The sequence below is a fragment of the Campylobacter sp. FU_520 genome, from assembly GCF_025772385.1.
Taxonomy (GTDB): Bacteria; Campylobacterota; Campylobacteria; order Campylobacterales; family Campylobacteraceae; genus Campylobacter_D; species Campylobacter_D lari_C.
On the sequence record NZ_JAKMRZ010000017.1, the window covers coordinates 1 to 24,600 of the forward strand.

General features: G+C 29.5%; 25 protein-coding genes and 1 tRNA gene. 11 read left to right on the forward strand and 15 right to left on the reverse strand.

Annotated features, from left to right (window positions below):
• Window positions 1-15: 15 nt before the first annotated feature.
• The 9 genes from L8W55_RS06615 to rpsU all read right to left on the reverse strand — a co-directional run bounded on the left by L8W55_RS06615 (window position 16) and on the right by rpsU (window position 6,843).
• Window positions 16-435, reverse strand: coding sequence for a PepSY-like domain-containing protein (locus L8W55_RS06615; protein WP_263677919.1), 420 nt, complete (start codon window positions 433-435; stop codon window positions 16-18).
• Between the two features lie 63 nt (window positions 436-498).
• Window positions 499-2,211 (reverse strand): ATP-binding protein, encoded by a 1,713-nt coding sequence (locus L8W55_RS06620; RefSeq protein WP_263677921.1) that lies wholly within the window; start codon window positions 2,209-2,211, stop codon window positions 499-501.
• 8 nt (window positions 2,212-2,219) lie between these two features.
• Window positions 2,220-2,699, reverse strand: coding sequence for a hypothetical protein (locus L8W55_RS06625; RefSeq protein WP_263677922.1), 480 nt, complete (start codon window positions 2,697-2,699; stop codon window positions 2,220-2,222).
• Window positions 2,696-3,187 (reverse strand): YajQ family cyclic di-GMP-binding protein, encoded by a 492-nt coding sequence (locus tag L8W55_RS06630; protein WP_039619471.1) that lies wholly within the window; start codon window positions 3,185-3,187, stop codon window positions 2,696-2,698. The genes L8W55_RS06625 and L8W55_RS06630 overlap by 4 nt, the downstream gene beginning before the upstream one ends.
• On the reverse strand, window positions 3,177-4,109 hold the full coding sequence (locus L8W55_RS06635) for a D-2-hydroxyacid dehydrogenase (RefSeq protein ID WP_263677923.1): 933 nt from the start codon (window positions 4,107-4,109) through the stop codon (window positions 3,177-3,179). Before L8W55_RS06635 ends, L8W55_RS06630 begins: the two co-directional genes overlap by 11 nt.
• Window positions 4,109-5,281, reverse strand: coding sequence for a glutathionylspermidine synthase family protein (locus L8W55_RS06640; RefSeq protein WP_263677924.1), 1,173 nt, complete (start codon window positions 5,279-5,281; stop codon window positions 4,109-4,111). The genes L8W55_RS06635 and L8W55_RS06640 overlap by 1 nt, the downstream gene beginning before the upstream one ends.
• A 9-nt stretch (window positions 5,282-5,290) precedes the next feature.
• On the reverse strand, window positions 5,291-5,908 hold the full coding sequence (locus tag L8W55_RS06645; protein WP_263677926.1) for a UPF0323 family lipoprotein: 618 nt from the start codon (window positions 5,906-5,908) through the stop codon (window positions 5,291-5,293).
• A gap of 75 nt (window positions 5,909-5,983) precedes the next feature.
• The gene (locus L8W55_RS06650; protein ID WP_263677928.1) at window positions 5,984-6,589 is read right to left on the reverse strand and encodes a LysE family transporter; all 606 of its coding nucleotides are present in this window, start codon (window positions 6,587-6,589) and stop codon (window positions 5,984-5,986) included.
• Window positions 6,590-6,630: 41 nt separating this feature from the next.
• Window positions 6,631-6,843, reverse strand: a complete 213-nt coding sequence (gene rpsU / locus L8W55_RS06655) for a 30S ribosomal protein S21 (protein ID WP_002780697.1) — start codon at window positions 6,841-6,843, stop codon at window positions 6,631-6,633.
• A 185-nt stretch (window positions 6,844-7,028) separates the two neighbouring features.
• On the opposite strand from rpsU, the gene ccoG reads away from it, so the two are divergent.
• The 5 genes from ccoG to L8W55_RS06680 all read left to right on the forward strand — a co-directional run bounded on the left by ccoG (window position 7,029) and on the right by L8W55_RS06680 (window position 14,767).
• The gene (ccoG, locus tag L8W55_RS06660; protein WP_263677930.1) at window positions 7,029-8,402 is read left to right on the forward strand and encodes a cytochrome c oxidase accessory protein CcoG; all 1,374 of its coding nucleotides are present in this window, start codon (window positions 7,029-7,031) and stop codon (window positions 8,400-8,402) included.
• Window position 8,403: 1 nt separating this feature from the next.
• Entirely contained in the window at window positions 8,404-9,027 is a 624-nt protein-coding gene (locus L8W55_RS06665; RefSeq protein ID WP_263677931.1) for a TetR/AcrR family transcriptional regulator, read from the forward strand.
• Between the two features lie 85 nt (window positions 9,028-9,112).
• Window positions 9,113-10,210: an efflux RND transporter periplasmic adaptor subunit gene (locus tag L8W55_RS06670; protein WP_263677932.1), complete on the forward strand. Its 1,098-nt coding sequence runs from the start codon at window positions 9,113-9,115 to the stop codon at window positions 10,208-10,210.
• Window positions 10,210-13,332, forward strand: a complete 3,123-nt coding sequence (locus L8W55_RS06675; RefSeq protein ID WP_263677933.1) for an efflux RND transporter permease subunit — start codon at window positions 10,210-10,212, stop codon at window positions 13,330-13,332. Before L8W55_RS06670 ends, L8W55_RS06675 begins: the two co-directional genes overlap by 1 nt.
• On the forward strand, window positions 13,325-14,767 hold the full coding sequence (locus tag L8W55_RS06680) for an efflux transporter outer membrane subunit (protein ID WP_263677934.1): 1,443 nt from the start codon (window positions 13,325-13,327) through the stop codon (window positions 14,765-14,767). Before L8W55_RS06675 ends, L8W55_RS06680 begins: the two co-directional genes overlap by 8 nt.
• 18 nt (window positions 14,768-14,785) lie before the next feature.
• Here the strand turns inward: L8W55_RS06680 and L8W55_RS06685 are convergent, their stop codons facing one another.
• Window positions 14,786-14,977 (reverse strand): mini-MOMP protein, encoded by a 192-nt coding sequence (locus L8W55_RS06685; protein ID WP_039627274.1) that lies wholly within the window; start codon window positions 14,975-14,977, stop codon window positions 14,786-14,788.
• 75 nt (window positions 14,978-15,052) lie between these two features.
• Here L8W55_RS06685 and L8W55_RS06690 point away from each other — a divergent pair, with 75 nt between their 5' ends.
• Window positions 15,053-16,390, forward strand: a complete 1,338-nt coding sequence (locus L8W55_RS06690) for a coproporphyrinogen III oxidase family protein (RefSeq protein WP_263677936.1) — start codon at window positions 15,053-15,055, stop codon at window positions 16,388-16,390.
• Window positions 16,391-16,413: 23 nt separating this feature from the next.
• Here the strand turns inward: L8W55_RS06690 and hemJ are convergent, their stop codons facing one another.
• The 3 genes from hemJ to glmM are packed head-to-tail and all read right to left on the reverse strand — an operon-like array spanning window position 16,414 to window position 18,642.
• Window positions 16,414-16,863 (reverse strand): protoporphyrinogen oxidase HemJ, encoded by a 450-nt coding sequence (gene hemJ, locus L8W55_RS06695; protein ID WP_263677938.1) that lies wholly within the window; start codon window positions 16,861-16,863, stop codon window positions 16,414-16,416.
• The gene (gene lspA / locus L8W55_RS06700; protein ID WP_263677940.1) at window positions 16,857-17,312 is read right to left on the reverse strand and encodes a signal peptidase II; all 456 of its coding nucleotides are present in this window, start codon (window positions 17,310-17,312) and stop codon (window positions 16,857-16,859) included. Before lspA ends, hemJ begins: the two co-directional genes overlap by 7 nt.
• Window positions 17,305-18,642 carry a phosphoglucosamine mutase gene (glmM, locus tag L8W55_RS06705; protein WP_263677942.1) on the reverse strand — a complete coding sequence of 446 codons (1,338 nt, stop codon included), beginning with the start codon at window positions 18,640-18,642 and terminating at the stop codon, window positions 17,305-17,307. Before glmM ends, lspA begins: the two co-directional genes overlap by 8 nt.
• Window positions 18,643-18,773: 131 nt before the next feature.
• On the opposite strand from glmM, the gene L8W55_RS06710 reads away from it, so the two are divergent.
• From L8W55_RS06710 to L8W55_RS06720, 3 genes are all read left to right on the forward strand, one after another.
• Window positions 18,774-19,949 carry a YdgA family protein gene (locus tag L8W55_RS06710; protein WP_263677944.1) on the forward strand — a complete coding sequence of 392 codons (1,176 nt, stop codon included), beginning with the start codon at window positions 18,774-18,776 and terminating at the stop codon, window positions 19,947-19,949.
• Window positions 19,946-21,136, forward strand: coding sequence for a replication-associated recombination protein A (locus L8W55_RS06715; protein WP_263677946.1), 1,191 nt, complete (start codon window positions 19,946-19,948; stop codon window positions 21,134-21,136). Before L8W55_RS06710 ends, L8W55_RS06715 begins: the two co-directional genes overlap by 4 nt.
• 45 nt (window positions 21,137-21,181) lie before the next feature.
• Window positions 21,182-21,257 (forward strand) — tRNA-Val (locus tag L8W55_RS06720).
• 7 nt (window positions 21,258-21,264) lie between these two features.
• On the opposite strand, the gene L8W55_RS06725 is transcribed toward L8W55_RS06720, so the two are convergent.
• Window positions 21,265-21,885, reverse strand: a complete 621-nt coding sequence (locus tag L8W55_RS06725) for a DUF305 domain-containing protein (RefSeq protein WP_263677948.1) — start codon at window positions 21,883-21,885, stop codon at window positions 21,265-21,267.
• A 120-nt stretch (window positions 21,886-22,005) separates the two neighbouring features.
• On the opposite strand from L8W55_RS06725, the gene L8W55_RS06730 reads away from it, so the two are divergent.
• Complete coding sequence (locus tag L8W55_RS06730; protein WP_039619509.1) at window positions 22,006-22,638, forward strand: hypothetical protein; 633 nt, start codon at window positions 22,006-22,008, stop codon at window positions 22,636-22,638.
• Window positions 22,639-22,640: 2 nt separating this feature from the next.
• Here L8W55_RS06730 and ruvC read toward each other — a convergent pair whose 3' ends face one another.
• Window positions 22,641-23,117, reverse strand: coding sequence for a crossover junction endodeoxyribonuclease RuvC (ruvC, locus tag L8W55_RS06735; protein ID WP_039619511.1), 477 nt, complete (start codon window positions 23,115-23,117; stop codon window positions 22,641-22,643).
• 122 nt (window positions 23,118-23,239) lie between these two features.
• Here ruvC and dnaA point away from each other — a divergent pair, with 122 nt between their 5' ends.
• Window positions 23,240-24,568, forward strand: coding sequence for a chromosomal replication initiator protein DnaA (gene dnaA / locus L8W55_RS06740; RefSeq protein ID WP_039617029.1), 1,329 nt, complete (start codon window positions 23,240-23,242; stop codon window positions 24,566-24,568).
• Window positions 24,569-24,600: the final 32 nt, after the last annotated feature.

Below are 24,600 nucleotides of genomic sequence, written 5' to 3' on the forward strand. Positions count from 1 at the left end.
ATAAAGGTGGGTTGATTAGTCATCAAATTTTTGACCTAAAATATTACCTTTAAAATCTGTATAAATTTCCATCATATTATTTGTTCTGAATTTATAACCATTAATTCTTTTATCTACTTCTACAATAGCTGCATTTGGTTGCGCTGCTTGTACTTTTGCAACAACTTCTTTTGGGATAAATCCTGTTGGAATACCTTTGTATTTACCATCAACTTCTTTCCAGTCTCCATTAATGATAAAATCAATTTCTGTTCCATCAACTAAATTTACTTCGTAAGAATCCACGTCTTGTTTTACATAACCTACATTTACGCCTTTAAAATGAGTGCTTAAAAACTCTTGAGCCTTTTGAGGTAAAGCACTTGGACTAACAATCATATCTGCAAACATAGAACTTGCACAAACCAAACTAGCCAACATTAATTTCATTTTCATTTTTTCTCCTTTAAATAAAAGTTGAAAGAATGATATTATTTGCTTGTGAAATTTGTGTGAATTTTAATTTTTAAAGCCAACTATCTTATTTTTATCAAATGAAGATTCTATTTCTTTTTCTATGGTGTGTAAAAAATCACTCATTTTAAAAACACCATCTTTAGAAATAGCCGCTTTTAAAGCCGTATTTTTAACCACCATTACAATTTGAGCTCCACTTAATTCATATGAGGCTAATTTTTTTAAATCAAAACTACCTTCAAATTTAGCATTTTTAGATAAAGCTTTTTGCCATATCATTAAGCGTTGTTCATAATTTGGTTTTTTAAATTCTATTTTATACTCAAATCTTCTTGAAAAAGCCACATCTAAACTTTCTAAAAAGTTAGTTGTTGCTATGATAACTCCACTAAAGCGCTCGATTTGTTCCAAAAAAATATTTTGCATTTGATTATGCATTTTATCAGCACCAGCGTTACTTTCTACTCTAGTACTTAAAAATTGATCAGCTTCATTTAAAAGTAAAATAGGACTTTGCTTACTTGTTTGACAAAGCTCTTTGTAAGTATCAAAAATCTTTCTTACATTTTGCTCACTCTCGCCCACATATTTACTTAAAATTTTCGAGCAATCAAAACTCAAAATGGATTTTTTCATAGCTTTTGCCATACTTAGCGCACTCATAGTCTTACCAGTGCCAGCGGGACCATAGAAAATTATCTTAGCTTCTATATTTTTATTGGTTTTTATACCCCATTTATTTAATCTTTCTAAAACCTTTTTATCTTGTTGTTTTAATATACTTTCTAACAAATCTTTAGTACTTTGGGGCATAATAACATCATCTATATTAATATTTGGCTCGATTAGCTCAAAAATATCTTGTTCTTTAACCAAATTTTGAAGTTTAATTTTTTTATTCTTCTTTGGCTCTTTAAAATTAATAATTCTTTGTAAAATATCATCACTTAAATAAAAAATCTTAGCTATATCACCCAAAGAATTAACAAATTCATCATATTCTAAAAGATTTGAACTAAGTAACTTAGAATCTTCTTCTAGCAAAGCTTTATTTTCTTGCTTTTGAGCCTCATCCTCGCTAATTAAATGAAGTAAAAAATTAAAATCTCTACTATAAGAATTTTCAGTATTTAGCAAATACTCTTCTTTTAACAAACTAATAAATATCAAACATTCATTATCGTTTAAAGCATATTCTTTAAAAATATCTGCTAAAACATTAGAAATTTTACTTTTCTTTAAACGCTCTTTAATGTATGCTTCAAAGGTGGTTATATCTTTTTTAATATTCTTACTTTGAGAGCTTTTAGCAAAAAAACGCAATCTTTGATAAAGCTCGATTTTAAAAAATTCATCTTTTAAATATGCAATATGATCTTCATAAATTTGATCTTGCATATAATCTTGTATGGTTTTATTTTCTAAAACTTGCAAGAAAACTTCACTTAAACTTAACTCACATTGTAATAAATTTAAAAGCAAACTTGAGTTTTTACTCGATTTAAAATCAGAAAAAATTTGAACAATAAAACCTTTTTCTATAAGATTTTTAAGATCTTTTAAATGATCTAAATACTCATACTCATCATTTTTAAAAACTTCGCTAAGAAGATTATAAGCATTAATGCTTGCATTTGCCTGCAAATAATTTTTGCATAAATGCTTTAAGATTAAAATTTCATCTTCACTGCATTGTAAGTTTTTATAAATATTGCTTTTAAAAGTATCATTAAGAAAAAGTTTTAAATCTTTCATATTTTCCTTTATATTGATTTTATGCTAAATTTGATTTTGGATTTTTTATCACTAAAAATCATATTTTTGTCACAAACCTCATAAAAAATATCATAATTTTTACTTATAATCTTTTGAGTAAAACCACAAGAGGTAGCTTGTTTATTTTTTCCATAAAAAATAGGCTTTTTATAGATTAGATCTTGTAAAAAATCATCATAATATTCATTATTAAAAAATCTTTTATTAAAAAAAGGTTTTGCATAACAAACACCATTAACACAAATTTTATCGCTAATTTTTAATTCAAGCAAGGCTTTAGAAGCACTATAAAGCTCTAAACTTGTAAAATTTTTTCCCTCATATAAAAAGCCATAATCGGCAAATTTAAACTCTGGAGTTTTTAAAATAACATAAGTACTTTGTGCTTGTGTTTTGCTTTTTAAAGCACAAGAGCTTAAAAAAACACACACAAAACACAAAAAAACTATTTGAAGTAAAGTTTTCATTTAAGGTTTTTAAAACTAAGATTAAGTTCTAAATTGAGTTCTTTTACTATTTTCATCACGCTTTGCAAGTCATCAATTTGCTTACCAACTACGCGAATTTCATTACCTCTAATGCTTGAAGTTACCTTTAGCTTACTATCTTTTATAGCTTTATTAATCTTCTTAGCACTATCAGTATCAATAGCATCATTAACTTTTAAATTCAGTCTAAAATTTGCCCCACTTTCCCTGCTTAACTCTTTAATACCATTAGGGTTTATCCCTCTTTTAATAAGCTTTGAAATAACAATATCTTTTAACACTTCAAGCTTTGCTTCGCTAGAGCAAATAAGTTTATAAACACTTTCTTTTTCATTTAACTCTATTTCACTTTTAATGCCTTTTAGATCATATCTACTATCAAGCTCTTTTTTAGCTTGTTCTAAAGCATTTTTTAACTCTTGCTTGTCAATTTCCCCGCTAATATCAAAACTATGTTCACTTGCCATTTTCTATAAACTCCTTAAGATTATTAAATACAATTTGGACTAAATTTTGTATGGATTCTTCACTTGCCCATGCCACATGTGGAGTGATGATTAAATTTTCTTTATTTTTTATACTAAGTAAAGGATGATTTTTAATCATAGGTTCTATTTCAAGCACATCAAGTCCTGCTTTGATGTTTTTCTCATTCATAACTTGAGCTAAATCTGCTTCATTAATGATTCCACCACGTCCTACATTAATCAAGATAGCTTCATCTTTTAAAAGCATTAGTTCTTTTTTACTTAATAAATTTTTTGTCTTATCATTTAAAGGCGCATGTATGCTAATTACATCACAAGTTTTTAAAAGCTCTTCAAGGCTTACTTTTTCATATTCATCATTATTATTAGTTCCTGAGGTAGAATAATAACAAATTTTAGAACCAAACATTTGAGAAACCCTAGCTACTTCTTTACCTATAGCTCCAAGTCCTATAATACCATGTTTTTTACCGGTTAAAGTGTGCAAAGTCTTGCTAAAATCACAAAACATTTTACTCTCACACCATTTGCCATCTTTACTCCATTTATCATAATATGGAATTTGATTTAAAAAAGCAAAAAGCAAGGCAAAGGTATGGCTTAAAACACTTTTTGTAGAATAACTAGCGGCATTTTTTATTATTATACCTTTAGAATTTGCATAAGCTACATCTATATTATTTACCCCTGTACCAAGTTGTAAAATAAGTTTTAGATTAGTGTTGTCAATCACTTCTTTATCAATGATGATTTTATTTATCATCACAACTTGTGCATTAGCTATTCTTGCAATAACCTCATCTTTAGAAGTTAAGTCATAACTTACAAACTCGCCAAGACTTTCAAAAACCGTTAAATCTGCTCCACCTAAGGTAGCAGCATCTAAGCATACTATTTTCATTAATCTTTTACTATATGTCCTACAAATTTAGAATAATTATCAAGTACCAAACCACCTTTTCTAAAACCTAATCCACAACCCTCATAAGCAAAGAAAACTCCTGCTTGATAATAATCATTTTCATTTTTATTAAACTCAGCAAATTCTTGATATACAAAGCGATTATTTTGATAATCTCCTTTTGTTTCAAAACTTACATCTCCATTAGCTTCTATAATAGAAACATTAGCTCCTTCTCTACCAAAAACAGGCTTTTTAACACATTTTTTACCCACTAAAGGTTGATCGCTTGTTTCAAGCAATAAAGGATGATTTGGATAAAGCTCCCATAAAATTTTCATTATACCTTTGCTTTGAAAAAGTAAAGTATAAGCAGGGTTTAAAATGATTGCTTTTTGATTTTGCATGATTTGCGTTAAAAGCATAGCAAGCTCACCCTCTTCTATGGCTATGCTTTCCCAAGGAATGAGCTTGAAAAAATACTCAAAATTTACATCATTTTTAAAAATACCTTCAGGCGAAAATTCAACCTCATCAATATAAGAAAACTCACTCTCAAAACCTGCTTCACTAGCAATGTGTGCTAAAAGTTTGGTTGTAATCATATCCTCATCGCTACCTGCGATTGAAGAAAATAATATCTTCCAACCCTCATAATACTTTTCAAACTCGCTTACATCTTCTTCTAAAGTGATAAGTCTTTTAAAATTATCTTTTAAGGCTTCATATATATTATTAAATTGCGAACTTTCATCTAGGTTATTTTGCTTTAAAATAGCCCATTGTAAAATAGCACTTTCAAATAAAGATGTTGGAGTATCAGCATTAAATTCTATTAGCTTTATAGGCTTGCCATCAAGCCCACCTGCTAAGTCAAACCTTCCATATAAATGCCAATGCACATCATTTTCCCAACTCATCTTAATCGCATCAACTAAATTAAAAGGAATTCCAAGCTCATCAAAACGATCATTATCAATCACTTCTTGTGCAGCAGCTACAAACATATCATAAAGTTCATTCACTGCTTCATAATATGCATTTGCTTCATTTTCTCTCACACAAACTAAATTAGAATCTAAATAATCACTTCCATCATTATCTGTATGCCATGAAAAACCTATTTGTTCTAAGTAAGATTTTTCTAAAGGATTTACTTTTAAAAAATTCATTTTACACCCTTAAGATCCAAAAGAACTAGAAGAACTTGAAGTAGCTTTGGAACCACCACCAAAAAAGCCTGATTTTTTCGCACTTGAGCCTGAAGTAGCACTTGTACTTGCTTTATTAAAACTATTTACACTTCTTTGGTAAGCACTTTGATTTGAAAATGCTCCCCTTTGTTGATTTGCGAAATTTTGATTATTAAAAAGCTTTGAGCCTATCCAACTACCAAGTATAGCACCAGCTGCACTCGCAAGCAATGTCTCACCCAAAGAAAGTCCTCCACTGCTCATTTGAGCGTTATTTGGATTTGTTAAATTTGAAGTACCATTGTCTATTTTAGCAGCTTCTTCTTGAATTAGCTTATCCATTTCTTCTTTACTTAAAACTCTTTCTGTGCCATCAAGTTGTTTTAAAACCACTCTAGTTTCATCACTTGGAAATTGATCTTTGATTTTGTATTGATTTGGAGCAGTTTCTTCGATGATAACAAAAGCACCTTGAGCATTTGCTGCTTGACTTAATGCATTATTAGAATCATTTGTATTGTTGCTACATGCACTTAAAGCACCTGCGCTTATTGCAGCAATACCACTTATCATACTAAGTTTAAGTATAGTTTTAATGTGTTTCATAATCTTTCCTATAATTTAATAAGTTTAACTTAAATAAGATTTTAACAAAAAAAGTATTAATAAAAATTAATTGCTTTAATTTACCATAGTCATTAAATTACTACTTAAAATAGACATAGCAAAAACAAAAAATATAAAAGCACTTAAATAATCAATGAGTTTTAAATTCTTTTGATAAATTCTTACCATGAAAGGTTTTGAAAATAATAAAGAAATCAAAGAAAAATAAATTATAGTTTCTAAAATCAAAACAAAAATTAAAACTATCAACATCCACCGCATTTGGGTAAAATCAAAACTTGCAAAAACACTAGCAAAGTAAAAAATAACTTTTGGATTAGATAAATTTGTAATCATCCCACTTAAAAATGCAGATATATGAGTTTTTTGGACTTTTATATTACCTATTTTTGCATTTTTATAAATTCCATAAGCTAAATACAAAAGATAGCAAGCTCCAAAACTTGATAAAGCAATTTGCAAAAATGGAAATTGATGAAAAATCACACTCAAACCAAGTATAGAAAGTATAATCCACACACTCATGGCCAAACTCACACCCAAGCTAGCTTTTAAAGCACTTTTAATACCCTCTCTTAAGGCATAAGAACTTACTAAGAAAAAATCAGGTCCTGGTAAAATAAGTCCAAAAAAATGAATGATTAAAATCCAAAGAAACATAAAAATAATCGAAGAAAAGCCGAAAATTCGGCTTTTTGGTATTAGAGTCTTGACTCGTAGCGTCTAAGCATATAAAGTCTTTTAAGCATTTTTTTGCGAGCTGAAATTTTTTGTTTTTTTCGAATTTCAGTCATAGGCTCAAAAAATCTTCTTGCGCGAACTTCAGTAACAACTAGATTTCTATCTACTTGTTTTTTGAATTTTCTATACGCTTCATCAAAAGACTCATTAGGATGTACCTTAATTCCTGGCACGACCCTCACCACCTTTCTTAAATAAAATTAAAAAAAGGATTATATCACAATTTCACTTGAAAATAAAATTTATTTTTGTAATAATTACATAAATAAAAATTAAACATAAATTCTTAATTAAGACAAAGTTTGGTTTAATTTTTCTAGTATTACAATTAAAAGAACGTTTTTTAAGGAAAATAAAAATGAGTGCTTGTATTACCAACTATACTAAAAAAAGGTATATAGCTTATATCATTTCTATGATTATTTTCATAGCATTACCTTTTGTAAAAATCAATGGAAATCATTTCTTTTTATTAAGTTTTGATCATAAAAAGCTTAATTTGTTTTTTATTGCTTTTGATACCCAAGAGCTTTATTTAATGCCTTTTGTTATCATGGGTATGTTTTTAACTATACTTTTTGTTACCACTCTAGCAGGAAGAATTTGGTGTGCTTGGAGCTGTCCTCAAACTATTGCTAGAGTTATTTATAGAGATTTATTGCAAACAAAAATCTTTAAAATTCACAAAAGCACCGCAAACAAACAAAAACAAGCTGAGGGATTTTTTGTTCAAAAAGTTTTAAGTGTTGTGATTTTCTATCTTTTTTCGCTATTAATGATGAGTGCATTTTTATGGTATTTTGTCCCACCTGAAGATTTTTTTGTATATATTCAAAACCCTGCTGATCATTTATTGCTTTTAGGGATTTTATTTTGTGCTTCTTTGGCCTTTACTTTTGATATAGTGTATTTGGGTGAAAAATTTTGTGTTTATGTATGTCCTTATGCAAGAATTCAATCTGTAATGTTTGATAATAACACCGTTCAAGTTATCTATGATGATAAAAGAGGGGGTGTGATTTATGATGGACATACCAAACTTTATCAAAAACCACCACAAGGTGAATGTATAGGTTGTGAAGCCTGTGTAAAAATTTGCCCTACACATATAGATATACGCCAAGGAATGCAACTTGAGTGTATTAACTGTCTTGAATGTGCTGATGCTTGTTCAAAAATTCAAGCCAAATTTGATCGCCCTAGTTTGATTAACTGGACTAGTGCAAAAGCCATTGAAACAAGAGAAAAAGTAAAATATTTTAGATTTAGAACTATCGGATATTTAGTGGTTTTATGTGGTGTTTTTGCAGCCTTAGTTTTAATGGGAAGTAAAAAAGAAAATATGCTTTTAAATATCAATCGTTCTAGCGAACTTTATCAAATTAGAAAAGCACATGATGGAGAATTAATCATTAGCAATGCTTATGTATTTTTATTTCAAAACACAGACAATAAAACTCATGAGTATTATTTTGATATGAAATTACAAGGCATTGAAGATGGTTTAGAAATCATTAGACCAAAAAAACCTTTTAAATTAAAAGCTGGTGAAAAAGATAAACAAATAGTTGTTTTAAAAGCTACTAAAAAACTAGCTGATAATGATAGAAAAGATACCGTAATACCTTTAACTATCAAAGCTTATGCGCTTGATGATAAAAACATCATAATCACAAGAGAAAGTAATTTTGTATATCCTAAAAATTCAATTATAGAACACAAAAAACATTAAAATGGAAAAAAGACTTTCTTTAAAATCTCAAGCAAGGCTTGAAAAAATCAAACAAATTGCTGCGGAGTCGTTTTTAGAAAACGGCTACGAAGCAACCAATCTTAAAGATATTATCAAGCAAGCTGGTGGTTCATTTTCTTGTGTGTATGAGCATTTTAAAAGTAAAGAAGGTTTATTTGAAGCAGTTTTAAATGATTTTGCAGAAAATCATTTTCTAGCTATTTTAAATAAAAATATGCGACTTTCACCCAATGCTAATTTAGAAGAATTTCTTCATCAATTTGCAAAAGCTTATTTGGGAATTTTTAATGACGCTAAAACTATAGCCATAGTAAGACTTATCTATTCTGAAATTTATAATGAAAAATTTGATTTTGGCAAATGGTTTAAAGGAGATAATAGAAAAGAGGTAGAATATGTACTTCAAAAAAGATTTGAAGAAGAAAATGAAAATTTAGCCAAAAATGCTGAATTTTTAAGCTATACATTTTGCGCTATGCTTAGAGGAACCTTTTTTATACAAAGCACTTTTGAAAATAAGGTTTCGATGAGTAAAAAAGAACAGCAAAATCACGCAAAAAAAATCGTAAAGCTATTTACTCAAGGACTTGTTAATTTTAATTAACTAAAGATTGATAAAATAATAATCATACATTTTGTAATATAAATTACTTTTTTGTTTAGCTAAATAAATAATTTTAAGGAAACCAATGAAAACAAAACTTTTAACCCTAGCTTGTGCTTCACTTATATTTGTGGCATGCTCAGATGATAAAAACGCACAAGTTAAACAACTCCCTCCTCAACCTGTTAGCATTATGACTATGCAAAGTGCTAATTTACCTTTAGAATTTACTTATCCTGCAAGATTAAGCACTGAATTAGATGTGATAATCAAACCTAAAGTAAGTGGCGAAATCAAAGCAAAATATTTCAAAAGCGGTCAAGCTGTTAAAAAAGGCGATAAACTTTTTCTTATAGAGCCTGATAAATACCAAGCAAGTGTAAATATGGCTTATGGAGAAGCTTTGGTAGCAAGAGCTAGTTTTGATGATGCTGAAAAAAATTTCAAAAGAGATCAAATTTTAATAGAAAAAAATGCTATTTCACAAAAAGAATTTGATGCAAGTTTGGCTAAATTTAATTCTACCAAAGCTAATTTAGAAAGCGCTAGAGCAAAGCTTGCTAATGTGAGATTAGACTTAAAATATACCGTAGTAAGCGCTCCATTTGATGGGGTTTTAGGAGATGCACTAATGGATGTGGGCGATTATGTAAACGCTTCATCAACTGAGCTTGTGCGTATTACAAACATTAACCCTATCTTTGCAGACTTTTATATTTCTGATGTAGATAAAATCAATATGAATAAAAATATTCAAAGCGGTAACTGGCGGTTAGAAAATATCCAAGTGCAAGCTAATGTTGGCGGAGAGCTTTTTAATGGAAAATTATATTTTATAGATAGTGTTATAGACACCCATAGTGGTGGAGTAAAAGCAAAGGCTATTTTTGACAATAACAACTCAAGTTTAATGCCTGGTTCTTTTGCAAATGTTCATGTTGAAGGCTTTGTTCAAAAAGATGGTTTTGAAATTCCTCAAGTTGCACTTTTACAAGATGATAGTGCTACTTATGTTTATACTCTAGTAGATGGAAAAGTAGTTAAAACTATTGTTAATGTTATTTATCAAACTTCTGATAAAGCAATCATTGATAAGGGCTTAAAAAATGGCGATAAAGTGATTTTAAATAACTTCAAAAAAATCCGCCCTGGTGCAAGTGTTAGCGTAATGGAGAATAAATAATGTTTTCTAAATTTTTTATAGAAAGACCTGTATTTGCTTCTGTTGTAGCTATTATCATTTCTTTAGCAGGGATTATAGGCCTTTATTCTTTGCCTGTAGAGCAATACCCTTCTCTAACTCCACCTGTTGTAAAAGTAAGTGCAAATTACTCAGGTGCTGATGCTCAAACGGTGGCTCAAACGGTGGCTATTCCTCTTGAAGATGCAATCAATGGGGTTGAAAATATGATTTATATGGATTCAACCTCAAGTTCTTCAGGAGATATGAGTTTAAGTGTGTATTTTAACATAGGTACAGATCCTGACCAAGCAACAGTTGATGTTAATAATAGAATTTCAGCTGCTATGGCAAGACTTCCTGAAGATGTTAAAAAAACCGGTGTTAGTGTAAGAAAAACCGGCTCAAGTATTTTAGAAGTTGCTACTTTATATTCCCCTGATGGTTCTATGGATTCACTTGAAGTATATAACTATGCTGCATTAAATATCTTAGATGATCTTGCTAGGGTTCCTGGTGTGGGCAATGCTGTAGCTATTGGCTCAAGAAATTATTCTATGAGAATTTGGCTTAATCCTGATTTATTAAACAAATACCAAGTTACTGCAACGGATGTTATTGCTGCAGTTAGTGAGCAAAATGCTCAATATGCTACTGGTAAGATAGGTCAAGAGCCTGTGGTAGAAAGATCTCCTTATGTGTATTCAGTAACTATGCAAGGAAGATTAAAAAACACTAAAGAATTTGAAAACATCATCATAAGAGCAAATAGTGATGGTTCTTTTTTAAGACTTAAAGATGTAGCTGAAGTTTCTTTAGGTTCAAGAGAATATACCTTTAAAGGTAGATTAAACGGAAATGACGCTACTCCTATTTTGATTTTCTTACAAACTGGAGCAAATGCAGTAAGTACAGCTGAATTAGTGCAGAAAAAATTTGAAGAATTAGCAAAAAGTTTTCCTGAGGGTTTAACTTATAAAGTGCCTTATGATACAACCGTATTTATTAAAGCTTCTATTAAAGAAGTAGTAAAAACTTTCTTTGAAGCACTTATTTTGGTTGTGATTGTAATGTATTTATTCTTAAAAAATTTCCGCTCAACCATTATACCTATGATTGCTGTGCCTGTTTCTATTTTAGGAACTTTTGCAGGATTATATGTCTTAGGCTTTAGTATTAACTTACTTACACTTTTTGCCTTAGTACTTGCCATTGGTATTGTTGTTGATGATGCAATTATCGTGGTTGAAAATATCGACAGAATCATGCATGAAGATCCAAATATAAGCATAAAAGAAGCAGCTATTAAAGCTATGGATGAAGTTGCTGCGCCTGTTGTATCTATCGTTCTTGTACTTTGTGCAGTGTTTATACCTGTTTCATTTATATCCGGTTTTGTGGGAGAAATTCAAAAACAATTTGCTATAACCCTTGCGATTTCAGTTGCAATCTCAGGTTTTGTAGCTTTAACACTGACCCCATCTTTATGTGCGATCTTTTTAAGAAGAAACGAGGGTGAGCCATTTTACTTAGTTAAAAAATTTAATGATATTTTTGATTGGTCTACTGAAGTTTTTGGGGCCGGTGTAGCTTATATACTTAAAAGAGCCGTGCGATTTGTATTGATTTTTATAATCTTTTTAGGTGGTTTATATGGACTTTTCAAACTTGTACCTAATTCACTCGTTCCACCTGAAGATCAAGGAAATTTTTTAACCATTGTTAACTTACCTGCAGCATCTTCTCTTAATAGAACCACTCAATCAATGGATGCTATGGCAGAAGAAATTCGTAAAAATGAAAATGTAACAAATGTAGTAGGTCTTATAGGTTATGATCTTTTCACAGGTTCTTTAAAAGAAAATGCTGGTGCAATGTTTGTAAATTTGAAAAATTGGGATGATAGAGATACAAATAGTTTTGATCTAACTAGTATGTATAATAAACAATATTTCTTAAACCCAAATTACCAAACCTTCTTTGTTAATCCACCACCAATACAAGGTTTAAGTTTAACCGGTGGTTTTGAAATGTATGCGCAAAATCGTGGTGGTAAAAGCTATGATGAAATTCAAATTGATGTAAATAAATTAGTTGAAGCAGCAAATAAACGCCCTGAGCTTAGCAATGTAAGAACAACGCTTGATACTAATTTCCCACAATTAAAATTAGAAATTGATCGTGATAAGGTAAAACTTTATGGTTTAAATTTAGCAGATGTATTTAGCACACTAAATGCTACCATAGGAACTTATTATGTGAATGATTTTTCTATGCTTGGAAAAAATTATCGTGTAAATATTAGTGCCATTGGAGATTTTAGAAATACTCAAAATGCTTTAAAAAACATCTTTGTTAGAGCAAAAGATGGTTCTATGATAGCCTTAGATAGTGTTTTAACACTTCATAGAGGTGTTGGGCCTGATGATGTTAAACGCTTTAATATGTTCCCATCAGCACTAGTGCAAGGTGATCCTGCTCCAGGCTATACCTCAGGACAGGCAATTGATGCTATTGCTCAAGTTGCTAAAGAAACCTTGGGAGAGGATTATTCTATTGCTTGGTCAGGTTCAGCTTATCAAGAAGTTACAAGTAGTGGCGCAGGTCAAGTAGCTTTTGTACTAGGGCTTTTATTTGTATTTTTAATTCTAGCGGCTCAGTATGAAAGATGGCTCATGCCTTTAGCAGTAATCACTGCTGTGCCTTTTGCGGTGTTTGGTTCTTTACTTCTTGTATGGCTTAGAGGTTTAGAAAATGATATATATTTTCAAACAGGGCTTTTACTTTTAATAGGTCTTTCAGCTAAAAATGCCATTTTGATTGTTGAGTTTGCCATGGAAGAACACCTTAAAAAAGGAAAAAGTATTTTTGAAGCTTCTATTAGTGCAGCAAAATTAAGATTTAGACCTATTGTAATGACTTCATTAGCATTTATTTGTGGTATTTTACCTTTATACTTTGCTTATGGGGCAGGAAGTGCAAGCCGTCATGCAATTGGCACGGGTGTTATAGGGGGTATGATAGCAGCTTCTACTATAGCCATTTTCTTTGTACCTTTATTTTTCTATTTACTAGAAAGTTTTAATAAATGGCTTGATAAAAAAAGAGGTAAAATCAATGCGTAAGTTAATAATTTTTGCAAGTTGTTTTTTAATAACGGCTTGCAGTTTAAAACCAAATTTAGAAATCAAAGATGTAAATTACACTAAAAGTTTAGATCAAAATATTAGCATTAATAAACAATGGTGGAATGCTTTTAATGATAATTATTTAAATACCTTAGTCGATCAAGCTTTAAAAAACAATAACGACTTGCAAATTGCATATATGAATTTACAAAAAGCTTATGAAACTTTAGGTATAGCAAGAAGTGATTTACTTCCTAAGCTTGATGGAAGTGCTAGTGGAGCAAGAGGAAAAACTAGCATTAATGCTCCAAGCAATAAAAGCAATGAATTTGCTTATGGTAATGATTTTAATATGGGTTTAAATTTAAGCTATGAAGTAGATTTATGGGGCAAATACAGAGATACTTATGGTGCCTCAAAAGCAAAATTACAAGCTAGTGAGTTTGACTATGAAAGTGCGAGATTAAGTCTAATTTCTAATGTAGTAAAAACTTATTTTAACCTAGCAAGTTTAAGCGAGCAAGTAAAAATTTTAGAAGAAACAACCCAAAGTTATCAAAAAACTTATGAGTTAAAATTAGAGCATTTTAAACTTGGAGTAATTAGTGAGTATGAACTTAACAAATTTAAAGCTGAGCTTGAAAATTCAAAAGTTTTACTCACAAATGCTAAAATTCAAAAAGAAGCTAATACCAAAGCTTTAAAAATCTTAACTTCAAATGATATTGATGATATACTTTATAATAGTATAGAGTATAAAAAAATAGGACAATACGAGCTTAACATACCTGAGGGTATTGGCAGTGAAATTTTACTTCAAAGACCTGATGTGCAAGCTAGTTTAAAAATTTTAGAAGAAAAAAATTATCTTGTTGGAGTAGCTAGAACTGCATTTTTACCAAACCTTTCTTTAACAGGACTTTTGGGCTTTCAAAGTAATGATTTAGATCTTTTAGTCAAACATGGTAGCAATACTTGGAATGTAGCTGGAAATTTTGCAATGCCGATTTTTCATTGGGGTGAGATTATGAATAATGTTAATATTGCAAAACTCACCAAAGATGAAGCTTTTTTACAATATGAAAACACCTTAAAAACAGCTTTTGGAGAGATAAGACTTGCTTTATTTAACCGCCAAAGCTATTATGAAAATGAGCAAAATTATAAAAATTTATTTCTAGCTCAAAGTAAAATTTATGAAATTTCTACTTTAAGATATGAAAATGGTGTGATTAACTTGGCTGATTTCTTACAAGATCAAAGAAATTACTTAAATGCTAAACTTTCTTATACTAACTCATCTTATGAGCTTGCAAATTCCATTGTAGATGTTATGAAAGCCTTTGGTGGAGGATTTAACGCTAAAGAAGAATCAAAAGAAAACATCAAAGCTATGGAAGAAAACTTAAAGGAAAACTTTTATAACAACTAAGTCTTTAAGGCTTAGTTGTTAATGCATTTGAATTTGAATTCTTTGATTAAAATTATTATTTCCTCTATCTTTTGGGCTATTATGCTCAAAACGATAACGCATACTACCTGAAACATTAACATCTTGAAAAATTTCATCTAAAGGTGCAGAATTTGACACGCTTATAAGCCCTAATAAAAATACAAAAAATGCTATAAAAATCTTTTTCATTATAAAGCCTTTGTAAAAATATGATACAATTATAGTCTTTTTAAATAACTACAAAATGAAATTTTTAGGAAAAATATGAATTTTTTACAAAACTTAGCTCTTTCTTACTCACATAAAGCCATGCAAAAATCTTTAGAGAATGGTTTTGATGTGAAACTTTTAAAAGAAGGACAAGAAAAAAAAGTTAATCCACAAAAATCTTATATGCTTTATGCTCATATACCATTTTGTCATACTTTTTGTCCATATTGTAGTTTTCATAAGTATTATTACAATGAAGATTTAGCAAAAAGATATTTTGAAAGTTTAAGAGAAGAAATCAAACAAATCAAAGACAAAGGATTTGATTTTACTTCTATGTATGTGGGTGGTGGTACTACTTTAATCAACGAAGAAGAGCTTGCTAAAACTTTAGAACTTTGCAAAAAATTATTTAACATCAAAGAAATTTCTTGCGAAACTGATCCTAATCATATCGAACCTAAAAAGTTAGAAATATTTAAAGGGCTAATAGATCGCTTAAGCTGTGGTATACAAAGCTTTGATGATGATACCTTAAAAAAAGTAGCAAGATACCATAAATTTGGCTCTAGCAAAGAACTTCAAGAAAAGCTTTCTAAAGCCATAGGTGTGCTTCCTATTATGAGTATTGATTTGATTTTTAATTTTCCTTCTCAAACCAAAGAACAATTACTCAATGATTTAGAAATAGCCAAAAGCTTAAAACCTCAACAAATCACAACTTATCCTTTGATGAAATCAAACCTCACAAAAGATAATATTGCAAAAACTCTAGGAGTAAGTTTTAAAGATAATGAATTTGAATTTTATAAAATCATTATAGATTTTTTCAAAGATTATGAAAGAAATAACGCATGGTCATTTTCTTTAGAAAAAAGTAGCTTTAATGATGAGTATGTAAGTAGCCATCATGAGTATTTAGGCGTAGGAAGCGGGGCTTTTAGCTTTTTAGATGGAGAACTTTTAATCAATGCTTTTAATTTAAATGATTATTCTAAACTCATCAAAGAAAAACAAAATGCAAATATTGCTAAAGCTAATTTTGGCAAAAAAGAAATCATCAAATATGTCTTTTTAACCGAAATGTTTGCAGGTAAAATAGAGATTGATAAATTTAATAAAACTTTAGAATGCAATTTAGAAAAAGATCTTTTCATAGAACTTTTAGGCCTTAAACTAAGTAAAGCTATAAAAAAAGAAAATAATACTTTATACACAAGCGAATTTGGGCGTTATTTATTTATGGTATTAATGAAAGATTTTTATACGGGTATGGATTTAGTGCGTGCTGTATTTAGAGATGATAAACGCTTACAAGATAAAGAACACATTAATATCATGCAAGAAAATGTTGATCCACTTGATTTTAAAAGTATGGAGTTTAAAGGATAAAAAGCCTTTTTTAAGGCTTTTTATTAAAATGGTCTTACCACCATCATAATAGCGATGATTATAAATAATATCGTTGGAATTTCATTATAAGCTCTAAAGAATTTCCCACTTTTTTTGCAAGTATCATTTTGAAGTTGTCTATAATAATAATAATTTTGTAAATGATAAATGATCAAAAGCAAAGCACAGGTTAATTTAGCATGCATAAAACCTGATCCAACCATTAAAGCTTTATTAGCATGAAGCATTAAACTACCACTTATTAAAGTTACAATCATAGCAGGAGTTTGGATATAAAAATACAATTTTCTTTCTTGAATTTTTACCACTTCCACAAAGCCTTTATTGTCTTTATGTTCTGTATGATATACAAAAAGTCTTGGCAAATAAAACAATCCAGCCATCCATGAAACAAAAGCCAAATAATGCACCATTTTAATCCATAAATACCAGTCGGTTAAAAAATCTAACATTTTTCTCCTTTTTTATTAAAAATTTCTTTTATTAAAATCAAAGCTACGCTAATGTTTATCATCACATCAGCTAAATTAAACACAGCAAATTCAAACCACTTATGCCAAAATACAAAATCCACTACACCTATATGCACAAAGCGATCAAGTAAATTAGAACACCCAGCAGATAGCATAATAGCAAAAGCAATCAAATGCGTTTTAAAAAAGTCTTTTTGATAAAGCAAATACCCAAACAAAGCCAAAATAAAAACAAGCTGTATATATTTTAAATACTCTCCTAAAAAGGCAAACATTGAAAAGGCCACACCGGTATTATAGGTTAAAACCAAGTCAAAAAATTCACCCTTATACTCAAACCCTTGCAAAAACAAATACTTGCTTGCTTGATCTAGTATAAAAACTAAAGCAAAAATAAGCCAAAATTTTAAAGGCAAGATTTTAAGCATTCAATGCTTTCATAAAAAAGCTTTCAACAGCTTTCATTTCTTTTTCTAAAAGCTTAATGTCTTTTGCTTCAAGCAGTAAGCGTATTAAATTTTCTGTACCTGAGTACCTAAACAAACTAGCAATTCCTTTTTTTTCTAAGTCTTTTTTCAACTCATCTAAACCTGTAAGCTTGCTTAAGTCTTTTTTCTCTGAAATTTTAAGATTATGCAAAAGTTGTGGGTAAGGTTTAACTTGATTTAAAATTTCACTCGCACTTTTTGCTTCACTTAGCATTAAAGCACTAAATTGTAAAGCAGCTACCAAGCCATCTCCAGTTTTTGCATAGTCACTAAAGATAATATGCCCACTTTGCTCCCCACCAAAATTTCCACCACATTCTTTGAGTTTTTCAAGTACATATTTATCGCCTACATTGCAAGTTTCATGTGTGATTTTGTGTTTAGCTAAAAACTCTTTTAAAGCACCATTACTCATTATAGTGCTAACTACGCTTGATTTTAACTTGCCTTGTTTTTTCAAAAATAAAGCTAAAACACCCAAAAGACTATCTCCATGGGCTACTTCACCTTTTTCATCCACAACAACCAAACGATCCGCATCTCCATCAAAAGCAAAACCCACATCTGCTCTAAATTTCTTTACCTCCAAAGCTAAATTTAAAGGATGTAAAGCCCCGCAATTTTCATTGATATTTAAACCATTTGGTTTATCATTGATCACAATCACATCTGCACCAAGTTCTTTAAAAACCGTAGGTGCTACCTTATAAGAAGCTCCATGAGCCACATCTAAAACAACGCGCAAAGATTTTAAAGTCAGCTCTTTAGGAAAAGAATTTTTTATAGAAACAATATATCTTCCTATCACATCATCAATTCTTTTTGCTTGACCAATTTGTGATTTTGTTGTTCTTGCTTCTTCTATGAGTTTATCATTAAAATAAATTTCTTCTATTTTCGCTTCTGCTTGCTCATCAAGTTTATTCCCATGGGCATCAAAAAATTTAATGCCATTATCATAGTAAGGATTATGTGAAGCTGATATCATAATACCTGCATCACAACGCATATCTTCAGTTAAAAACGCAATAGCAGGTGTTGGCATAGGACCTATTTCTATAACATTATAACCTATAGAAGTAAGTCCTGAAACGATAGCATTTTCTATCATATAACCGCTTCTTCTTGTATCTTTTCCTACTAAGATATTATTTGTAAGGGCTTTGTCTTTAAAATAAATTCCAGCAGCCATAGCCAAACGCATAGCTAAAAATGAATCCAAAAACTCCCCTGCTTTACCGCGTACTCCATCTGTTCCAAAAAGTTTCATTTTTTTACCTTTGATTTTAAATAGTACAATTATAAGAAAAAAAGTTAAGTAATATATAAATGTGAGAATTTTATAAGCATTAGTTAGTAATAAAAATATATAATTTTTAAAATTTCACTTAAGGAAAATGAATGAAAAAAATCATCGCAGGAGTTGTAGTAGTAGTTTTACTAGTTATAGGATTTTTTACCTCAGCTTCTTACATTAACTCAATCAATGGAAAAATATTTGCTCAAATGAGCCAAGATACAGCATATTACAGTGTTGAAGATGCTAACTATACCAAAGGATTTTTAAATTCCAAAGGAAGTTTTATAGCTACACTTAATGACTTGCCTTATAGTTTTAAAGTGAATGTGGATTTTTCTAATAATTTTTTTGCAAGTAATAATGCCATCGTTTCTATTTTAAATGAAAATGAAGACTTAAAAGGCATTTTCCCAAATGAAGAAATCTTTAAAATCTTAGTTAGTGCAAAAGGTGGAGACATTAATATCAATGCAAAAATAAATGATATTAATTTTACCCGCAATAATACAAATTTAGTTTTAAATAATACATCTTTTAAGATTACAGGTTCTGAGGAATTTGTAAAAAATATGGAACTTAATCTAGGTTATGTTTTATTAGAACAACTATCTCATGAAGAAAAATTAGAAGCAAAAAATATCAAAATTTCTGAATTTCCTATACAAAAATTAAGTTTTAATGATATTTTTAGCCCTAGTAGAAATAGTGAGCAAAATATAAGCATTGATAATGTTAATTTTATAAGTTCTATTGCTTTTGACTTTGATAAATTAAAAATTTTTGCAAAAACAGCTCAAAATGCTCAAAATGATTATGATAGTGTTTTAAAACTAGATTTAGCTAAATTTAATCTTGCAAATGAAAACTTTATGTTAAATAATATTAATTTAGATATGAATTTTAATAATCTTTCTAAAAAAGCTTATGATAGTTTAGTGCAAAACTCAAACACTGATATTTTTTCTATGATGCTTTTAGCAAGTCAGTTTTTAAAAGCAAACCCACAAATCATCTTAAATAATCTAAGTTTTGAAAAAGAAGGTAAAAAATTTGACGCAAATGGACAAACTATTTTCACTGAAAATAATATAAAATCACAATTGCATGCAAACACTGAAATTCTTCCTAGTCAAATTTGGCCTGATTTTGCAAATTTTGATACTTATTTTGTAGATAATAATGGCTCTTATGTGCTTGATTTTATCTATGATGATTCTAATAAAAGTGATGTTACAACTATCATTAATGGCGAAAGACTTACCATAAATCCACAATGACAAATTTAAGCTTAACTTTTCGTCCTAAAACTTTAGATGAGGTTTTAGGACAAGAAAATTTAGTAGAAATTTTTAAAAAATTCATACAAGTTTCAAAACTCCCTCATAGTGTATTTTTTGGTCCAGCAGGTTGTGGGAAGACTTCTTTTGCAAGGGCTATAGCGTATGAGTATAAACTAGACTTTTATGAGTTTGATGGAGGAAATTTTAAACTTGAAGAACTTAGAAAAATACTAAATAATTATGAAAATTCTTTATATAAACCTTTGATATTTATCGATGAGGTGCATAGGCTTTCAAAAACCCAACAAGAAATACTTTTAATCCCTTTGGAAAATCAAAAATGCCTTTTCATAGGCGCAAGCACTGAAAACCCTTACTTTACTTTAACTTCAGGCATAAGAAGCAGAAGTATGCTTTTTGAATTTAAAGGTTTAGAGTATAAAGACTTAGAAAAACTTGCCACAAAGGTACAAGAAAAACTCCAATGTAAAATCGATGATGATGCCAAAGACTTTTTAATCACTTCTAGCGCAAATGATGCAAGAAGCTTTTTAAATTTATGTGAGTTTGCTTTGGCTTTAGATAGCACTCATATCACGCTTGAAACTTTAAAAAAATTAAGAGCAAATGTTTTAAGCGATGGCACTTCAAGTAAAGATACACACTATAGACTAGCTAGTTCTATGATAAAAAGCTTAAGAGGAAGTGATGTAGATGCGAGTTTGTATTATCTTGCGAGGTTGATTGATGGGGGCGAAAGTGCGGATTTCATCGCTAGAAGATTAGTGATATTTGCAAGTGAAGATATCTCAAATGCAAACCCACAAGCACTTAATCTAGCCACAAGCACACTCATAGCAGTAAAAAACATAGGCTATCCTGAAGCTAGGATCATCTTGGCTCAGTGTGTGGTATTTTTAGCAAGTTCGCCCAAGTCAAACTCAAGCTATCTTGCTATAAATGAAGCACTAAATTATGTGCAAAACAACCCTGCATTAAAAATACTTCCTTATCTTGATAATAACAACCCACAAAGAAAAAACTACCTTTATCCGCACGATTTTGGTGGCTGGGTTAAGCAAAGATATCTAGAAAAAGATTTGAAATTTTATCATAGTAAAGGCATAGGCTTTGAAGCGCAGCTAGACTTATGGCTAAATGATATGAAAAAAGTTAAAAAGTGATTTTAAGCACAATGTAAAAATATTTTTATATAATTTTCATTTTTTGGTTCCGTAGCTCAGTTGGTAGAGCACCACCTTGACATGGTGGTGGTCGTTGGTTCAAGTCCAATCGGAGCCACCATTTTTTATTACATATACTTTAACAAATTCGTAAATTCTTGAATTTCTTTTTCTTGGTCTAAAATGATTTTTTTCGCTATATCAGTGATAGTTTTGTCTTTAGAGTAAAATAAAATTTGTTTTGAAGCATCTACCGCACCTTGATGATGTGCTATCATCGCTTCTAAAAAGTCTTTATTGATGTTTTTGCTTTCTTTAACCGAACTCATTAAAATCATCATTTTTTGCATTAACTCTTTTTCTTCTTGGACAAATTTTTTATAAGTTTCTTCATCAATTTGAGTTTTTGTATAAAGATTTTTATCTAAAATTTCTTGAAATTCTTGGATTTCTTTTTCTTGAACTTTGATGATATTTTGAGCGATTTTTTTCATCTCTTCACTTTTAGTATGTTCTAATAAAAGCTTAGATGAATCAATAGCACCTTGATGATGTGGGATCATATTAGCTAAAAAATCTCTTTCTATATCATTACTTTGTACTAAAGGATTTTTCATCATAGGTTCATGCATACTCATCATGATTTGTGATGAAATACTTCCAGAAGCTCCATGATGAGCATGGTTAGAATTTGCAGCAAATAAAGCACTTGCTAAAACTAAACTTGAAACTATAGTTTTTATTTTCATTTTTTTCCTTAAATTTTTAATTTAAAATCAAAAATATATAAAAATATCACAAACTAAAATTAACAAAAAAATTCAATTTTTTTTTGTTATAATTTATTTAAAAATACACAAGGATGGAAAATGCTTAGAGAACTACTTGAGATAAAAAAAGAAATGGAACCTATAATTCATGATTGTTCAGTAAAAATTCAAGTAGCCGCAAGAGAAGTAATCGTAAGAAAAAGAGAATATGAAATTTATGGGCCTATGATAGATAGAGTATATCTTGATAATGCCATTTATATTAAAATTTTTGGTAGTGGGCGTGATACAAAAAGTACTAAAGTAGATATTAAAAACGGCCTTTATATGGTGTATGTAGCTCCCGATAAACCAACTAATCAAGAAATAATGAATAAACTAAAAATCGCATTTGAAAGTATAGATAATAAATTCATTTCAAGAATTTTAGAACTCAATAGAAGAATGAAAGAAGTGATCAATAAAACCCAAGCAACTCTAGCAAAAGCATCAAATATGAATGTTTTAATAGAAACTAACCTAGGCGAAGCAAGTGCAGCACATAAGTTTGTAATAACTATCAAATATTTAAAAGATAATCAAAAATTAGAATTAAAAAATTCAAAATCTGCAGGTAGCTTTAGAGATACTAAAAATCACATCAACCTAGTAGTAGAAAAAAATACTGATTCAGCTATATGTGAAAAACTTTTACATGATGTTGAAATTTATTTCATAGGTAGTGGAAAATAAAATCACTTTTTTACTCTCAAATTTGCTAAATGTGTCAAAGCCACCGCAATAGCATCTGTGATATCAAGTGGCTTAATATCTTTTGAAATTCCAAGCAATCTTTTCACCATAAAAGCTACTTGTTCTTTAGTGGCTTTTGCTTTACCTGTTACGGTTTTTTTCACTTGCAAAGGTGTGTATTCTGCAAATTCTCCATGAGTTTGTAAGATTTTTAAACTCAAAGCTCCACGAAATTGTGCTAGTTTTAAAACCGTTTTTGGATTATAAGCAAAAAATATATCTTCTATAGCTACCTCATCAAATTGATGATTTTTAAAGATTAGATCAAGTCCTTCACATAATTCTGTGATTTGATACTGTAAATCATTAGGTTTAATTTTGATAAGCCCTGCTTCTATGAGTTGATTTTTATTATTAATCCTTTCTACAATAGCATATCCACAATACCTAGAACCAGGATCTATCCCTAAAACTTTCAAACTTTTCACCTTTTTATTCACATAGATGTGAAATTTAAATTTTTATGTGAATAATTTTAACCATTTTTTATAAAAAATAAGCTAGAATTTTAAGTTTTACATCATAATTTATAAGAAAAATAATGAATATAAAAGATTTTTTACTTGAGTTTAAAACTGAAATTAGCAATAACGAATACAATACTTACATTTCTCACTTACAATTTAGTGAAAAATTAAGTAAAAATAATATCTTAGTATTTATCGCACCAAATCATTTTTTGGCTAAATTTATACAAACAAAATACGCACAAAAATTAGCTTATTTTTATGAAGTAAAAACAGGAATTAATCCTCAAGTTAAAATCATTACAAATGATCAAAAGGTAGAGAAAAAACATTTTTCTACAGATATTTCACAGATTAAATTTCAAAGCACTATTTTAAATCCTTCTTTTACTTTTGAAAGCTTTGTTGTAGGAGATTCTAATCAATTTGCCTATGCAACCTGCAAAGCTATTACCGATAAAAGTAAACTTGGAAAATTATATAACCCTATCTTTATCTATGGCCCTACAGGACTTGGAAAAACTCACTTGCTTCAAGCTGTCGGAAATGTATGCTTGGATAATGGATATAAGGTTATTTATGCTACAAGTGATAATTTTATCAATGATTTTACCATGCATTTAAATAACAAAACCATGAGTAAATTCCATGAAAAATACAAAAATTGTGATGTTTTACTCATCGATGATGTGCAGTTTTTAGGTAAAACAGATAAAATTCAAGAAGAATTTTTCTTTACTTTTAATGAAATCAAAGAAAAATTTGGACAAATCATCATGACAAGTGACAATCCTCCAAATATGCTAAAGGGCATAACAGAACGCTTAAAAAGCCGTTTTGCAAATGGGATCATCGCAGATATCACTCCACCTCAACTTGATACAAAAATCGCAATTATCAAGAAAAAATGCGAATTTAATGCTATTTATCTCAAACCTGAAGTCATAAGCTACATCGCTACTTCAATGGGAGATAATATCCGAGAAATAGAAGGTATGATTACAAATCTAAATGCGCAAGCAAGGCTTTTTAACCAAGAAATCACTTTAGAAATTGTTAAAAGCTTTATGAAAGATCACATTAAAGAAACAAAAGAAAATATTAGTGTTGAAGACATACTTGCTGATGTTTCAAAAAGCTATAATCTTAAACCTAATGATATAAAATCAAATAAAAAAACACAAAATATCGTTATGGCAAGAAGGGTTGTGATATATTTAGCAAGAGAACTTACAACTATGTCTATGCCTCAGCTTGCTAGATTTTTTAATATGAAAGATCATACGGCCATTTCACATAATATTAAAAAAATTCAAGAACTAATGAGTGAAAATGAAAACTTAAAAGCCATAGTAGAAGAATTAAGAAATAAAATTTTAACAAAAATAAAAAGCACCCTGTGAATAAAAGTGAAAAACAAAAAATTTTATTCTAT

Coding starts and splice junctions, on each gene's coding strand:
- L8W55_RS06615 (WP_263677919.1), bottom strand. CDS start 435: ATGAAAATGAAATTAATGTTGGCTAGTTTGGTTTGTGCAAGTTCTATG.
- L8W55_RS06620 (WP_263677921.1), bottom strand. CDS start 2,211: ATGAAAGATTTAAAACTTTTTCTTAATGATACTTTTAAAAGCAATATT.
- L8W55_RS06625 (WP_263677922.1), bottom strand. CDS start 2,699: ATGAAAACTTTACTTCAAATAGTTTTTTTGTGTTTTGTGTGTGTTTTT.
- L8W55_RS06630 (WP_039619471.1), bottom strand. CDS start 3,187: ATGGCAAGTGAACATAGTTTTGATATTAGCGGGGAAATTGACAAGCAA.
- L8W55_RS06635 (WP_263677923.1), bottom strand. CDS start 4,109: ATGAAAATAGTATGCTTAGATGCTGCTACCTTAGGTGGAGCAGATTTA.
- L8W55_RS06640 (WP_263677924.1), bottom strand. CDS start 5,281: ATGAATTTTTTAAAAGTAAATCCTTTAGAAAAATCTTACTTAGAACAA.
- L8W55_RS06645 (WP_263677926.1), bottom strand. CDS start 5,908: ATGAAACACATTAAAACTATACTTAAACTTAGTATGATAAGTGGTATT.
- L8W55_RS06650 (WP_263677928.1), bottom strand. CDS start 6,589: ATGTTTCTTTGGATTTTAATCATTCATTTTTTTGGACTTATTTTACCA.
- ccoG (WP_263677930.1), top strand. CDS start 7,029: ATGAGTGCTTGTATTACCAACTATACTAAAAAAAGGTATATAGCTTAT.
- L8W55_RS06665 (WP_263677931.1), top strand. CDS start 8,404: ATGGAAAAAAGACTTTCTTTAAAATCTCAAGCAAGGCTTGAAAAAATC.
- L8W55_RS06670 (WP_263677932.1), top strand. CDS start 9,113: ATGAAAACAAAACTTTTAACCCTAGCTTGTGCTTCACTTATATTTGTG.
- L8W55_RS06675 (WP_263677933.1), top strand. CDS start 10,210: ATGTTTTCTAAATTTTTTATAGAAAGACCTGTATTTGCTTCTGTTGTA.
- L8W55_RS06680 (WP_263677934.1), top strand. CDS start 13,325: ATGCGTAAGTTAATAATTTTTGCAAGTTGTTTTTTAATAACGGCTTGC.
- L8W55_RS06685 (WP_039627274.1), bottom strand. CDS start 14,977: ATGAAAAAGATTTTTATAGCATTTTTTGTATTTTTATTAGGGCTTATA.
- L8W55_RS06690 (WP_263677936.1), top strand. CDS start 15,053: ATGAATTTTTTACAAAACTTAGCTCTTTCTTACTCACATAAAGCCATG.
- hemJ (WP_263677938.1), bottom strand. CDS start 16,863: ATGTTAGATTTTTTAACCGACTGGTATTTATGGATTAAAATGGTGCAT.
- lspA (WP_263677940.1), bottom strand. CDS start 17,312: ATGCTTAAAATCTTGCCTTTAAAATTTTGGCTTATTTTTGCTTTAGTT.
- glmM (WP_263677942.1), bottom strand. CDS start 18,642: ATGAAACTTTTTGGAACAGATGGAGTACGCGGTAAAGCAGGGGAGTTT.
- L8W55_RS06710 (WP_263677944.1), top strand. CDS start 18,774: ATGAAAAAAATCATCGCAGGAGTTGTAGTAGTAGTTTTACTAGTTATA.
- L8W55_RS06715 (WP_263677946.1), top strand. CDS start 19,946: ATGACAAATTTAAGCTTAACTTTTCGTCCTAAAACTTTAGATGAGGTT.
- L8W55_RS06725 (WP_263677948.1), bottom strand. CDS start 21,885: ATGAAAATAAAAACTATAGTTTCAAGTTTAGTTTTAGCAAGTGCTTTA.
- L8W55_RS06730 (WP_039619509.1), top strand. CDS start 22,006: ATGCTTAGAGAACTACTTGAGATAAAAAAAGAAATGGAACCTATAATT.
- dnaA (WP_039617029.1), top strand. CDS start 23,240: ATGAATATAAAAGATTTTTTACTTGAGTTTAAAACTGAAATTAGCAAT.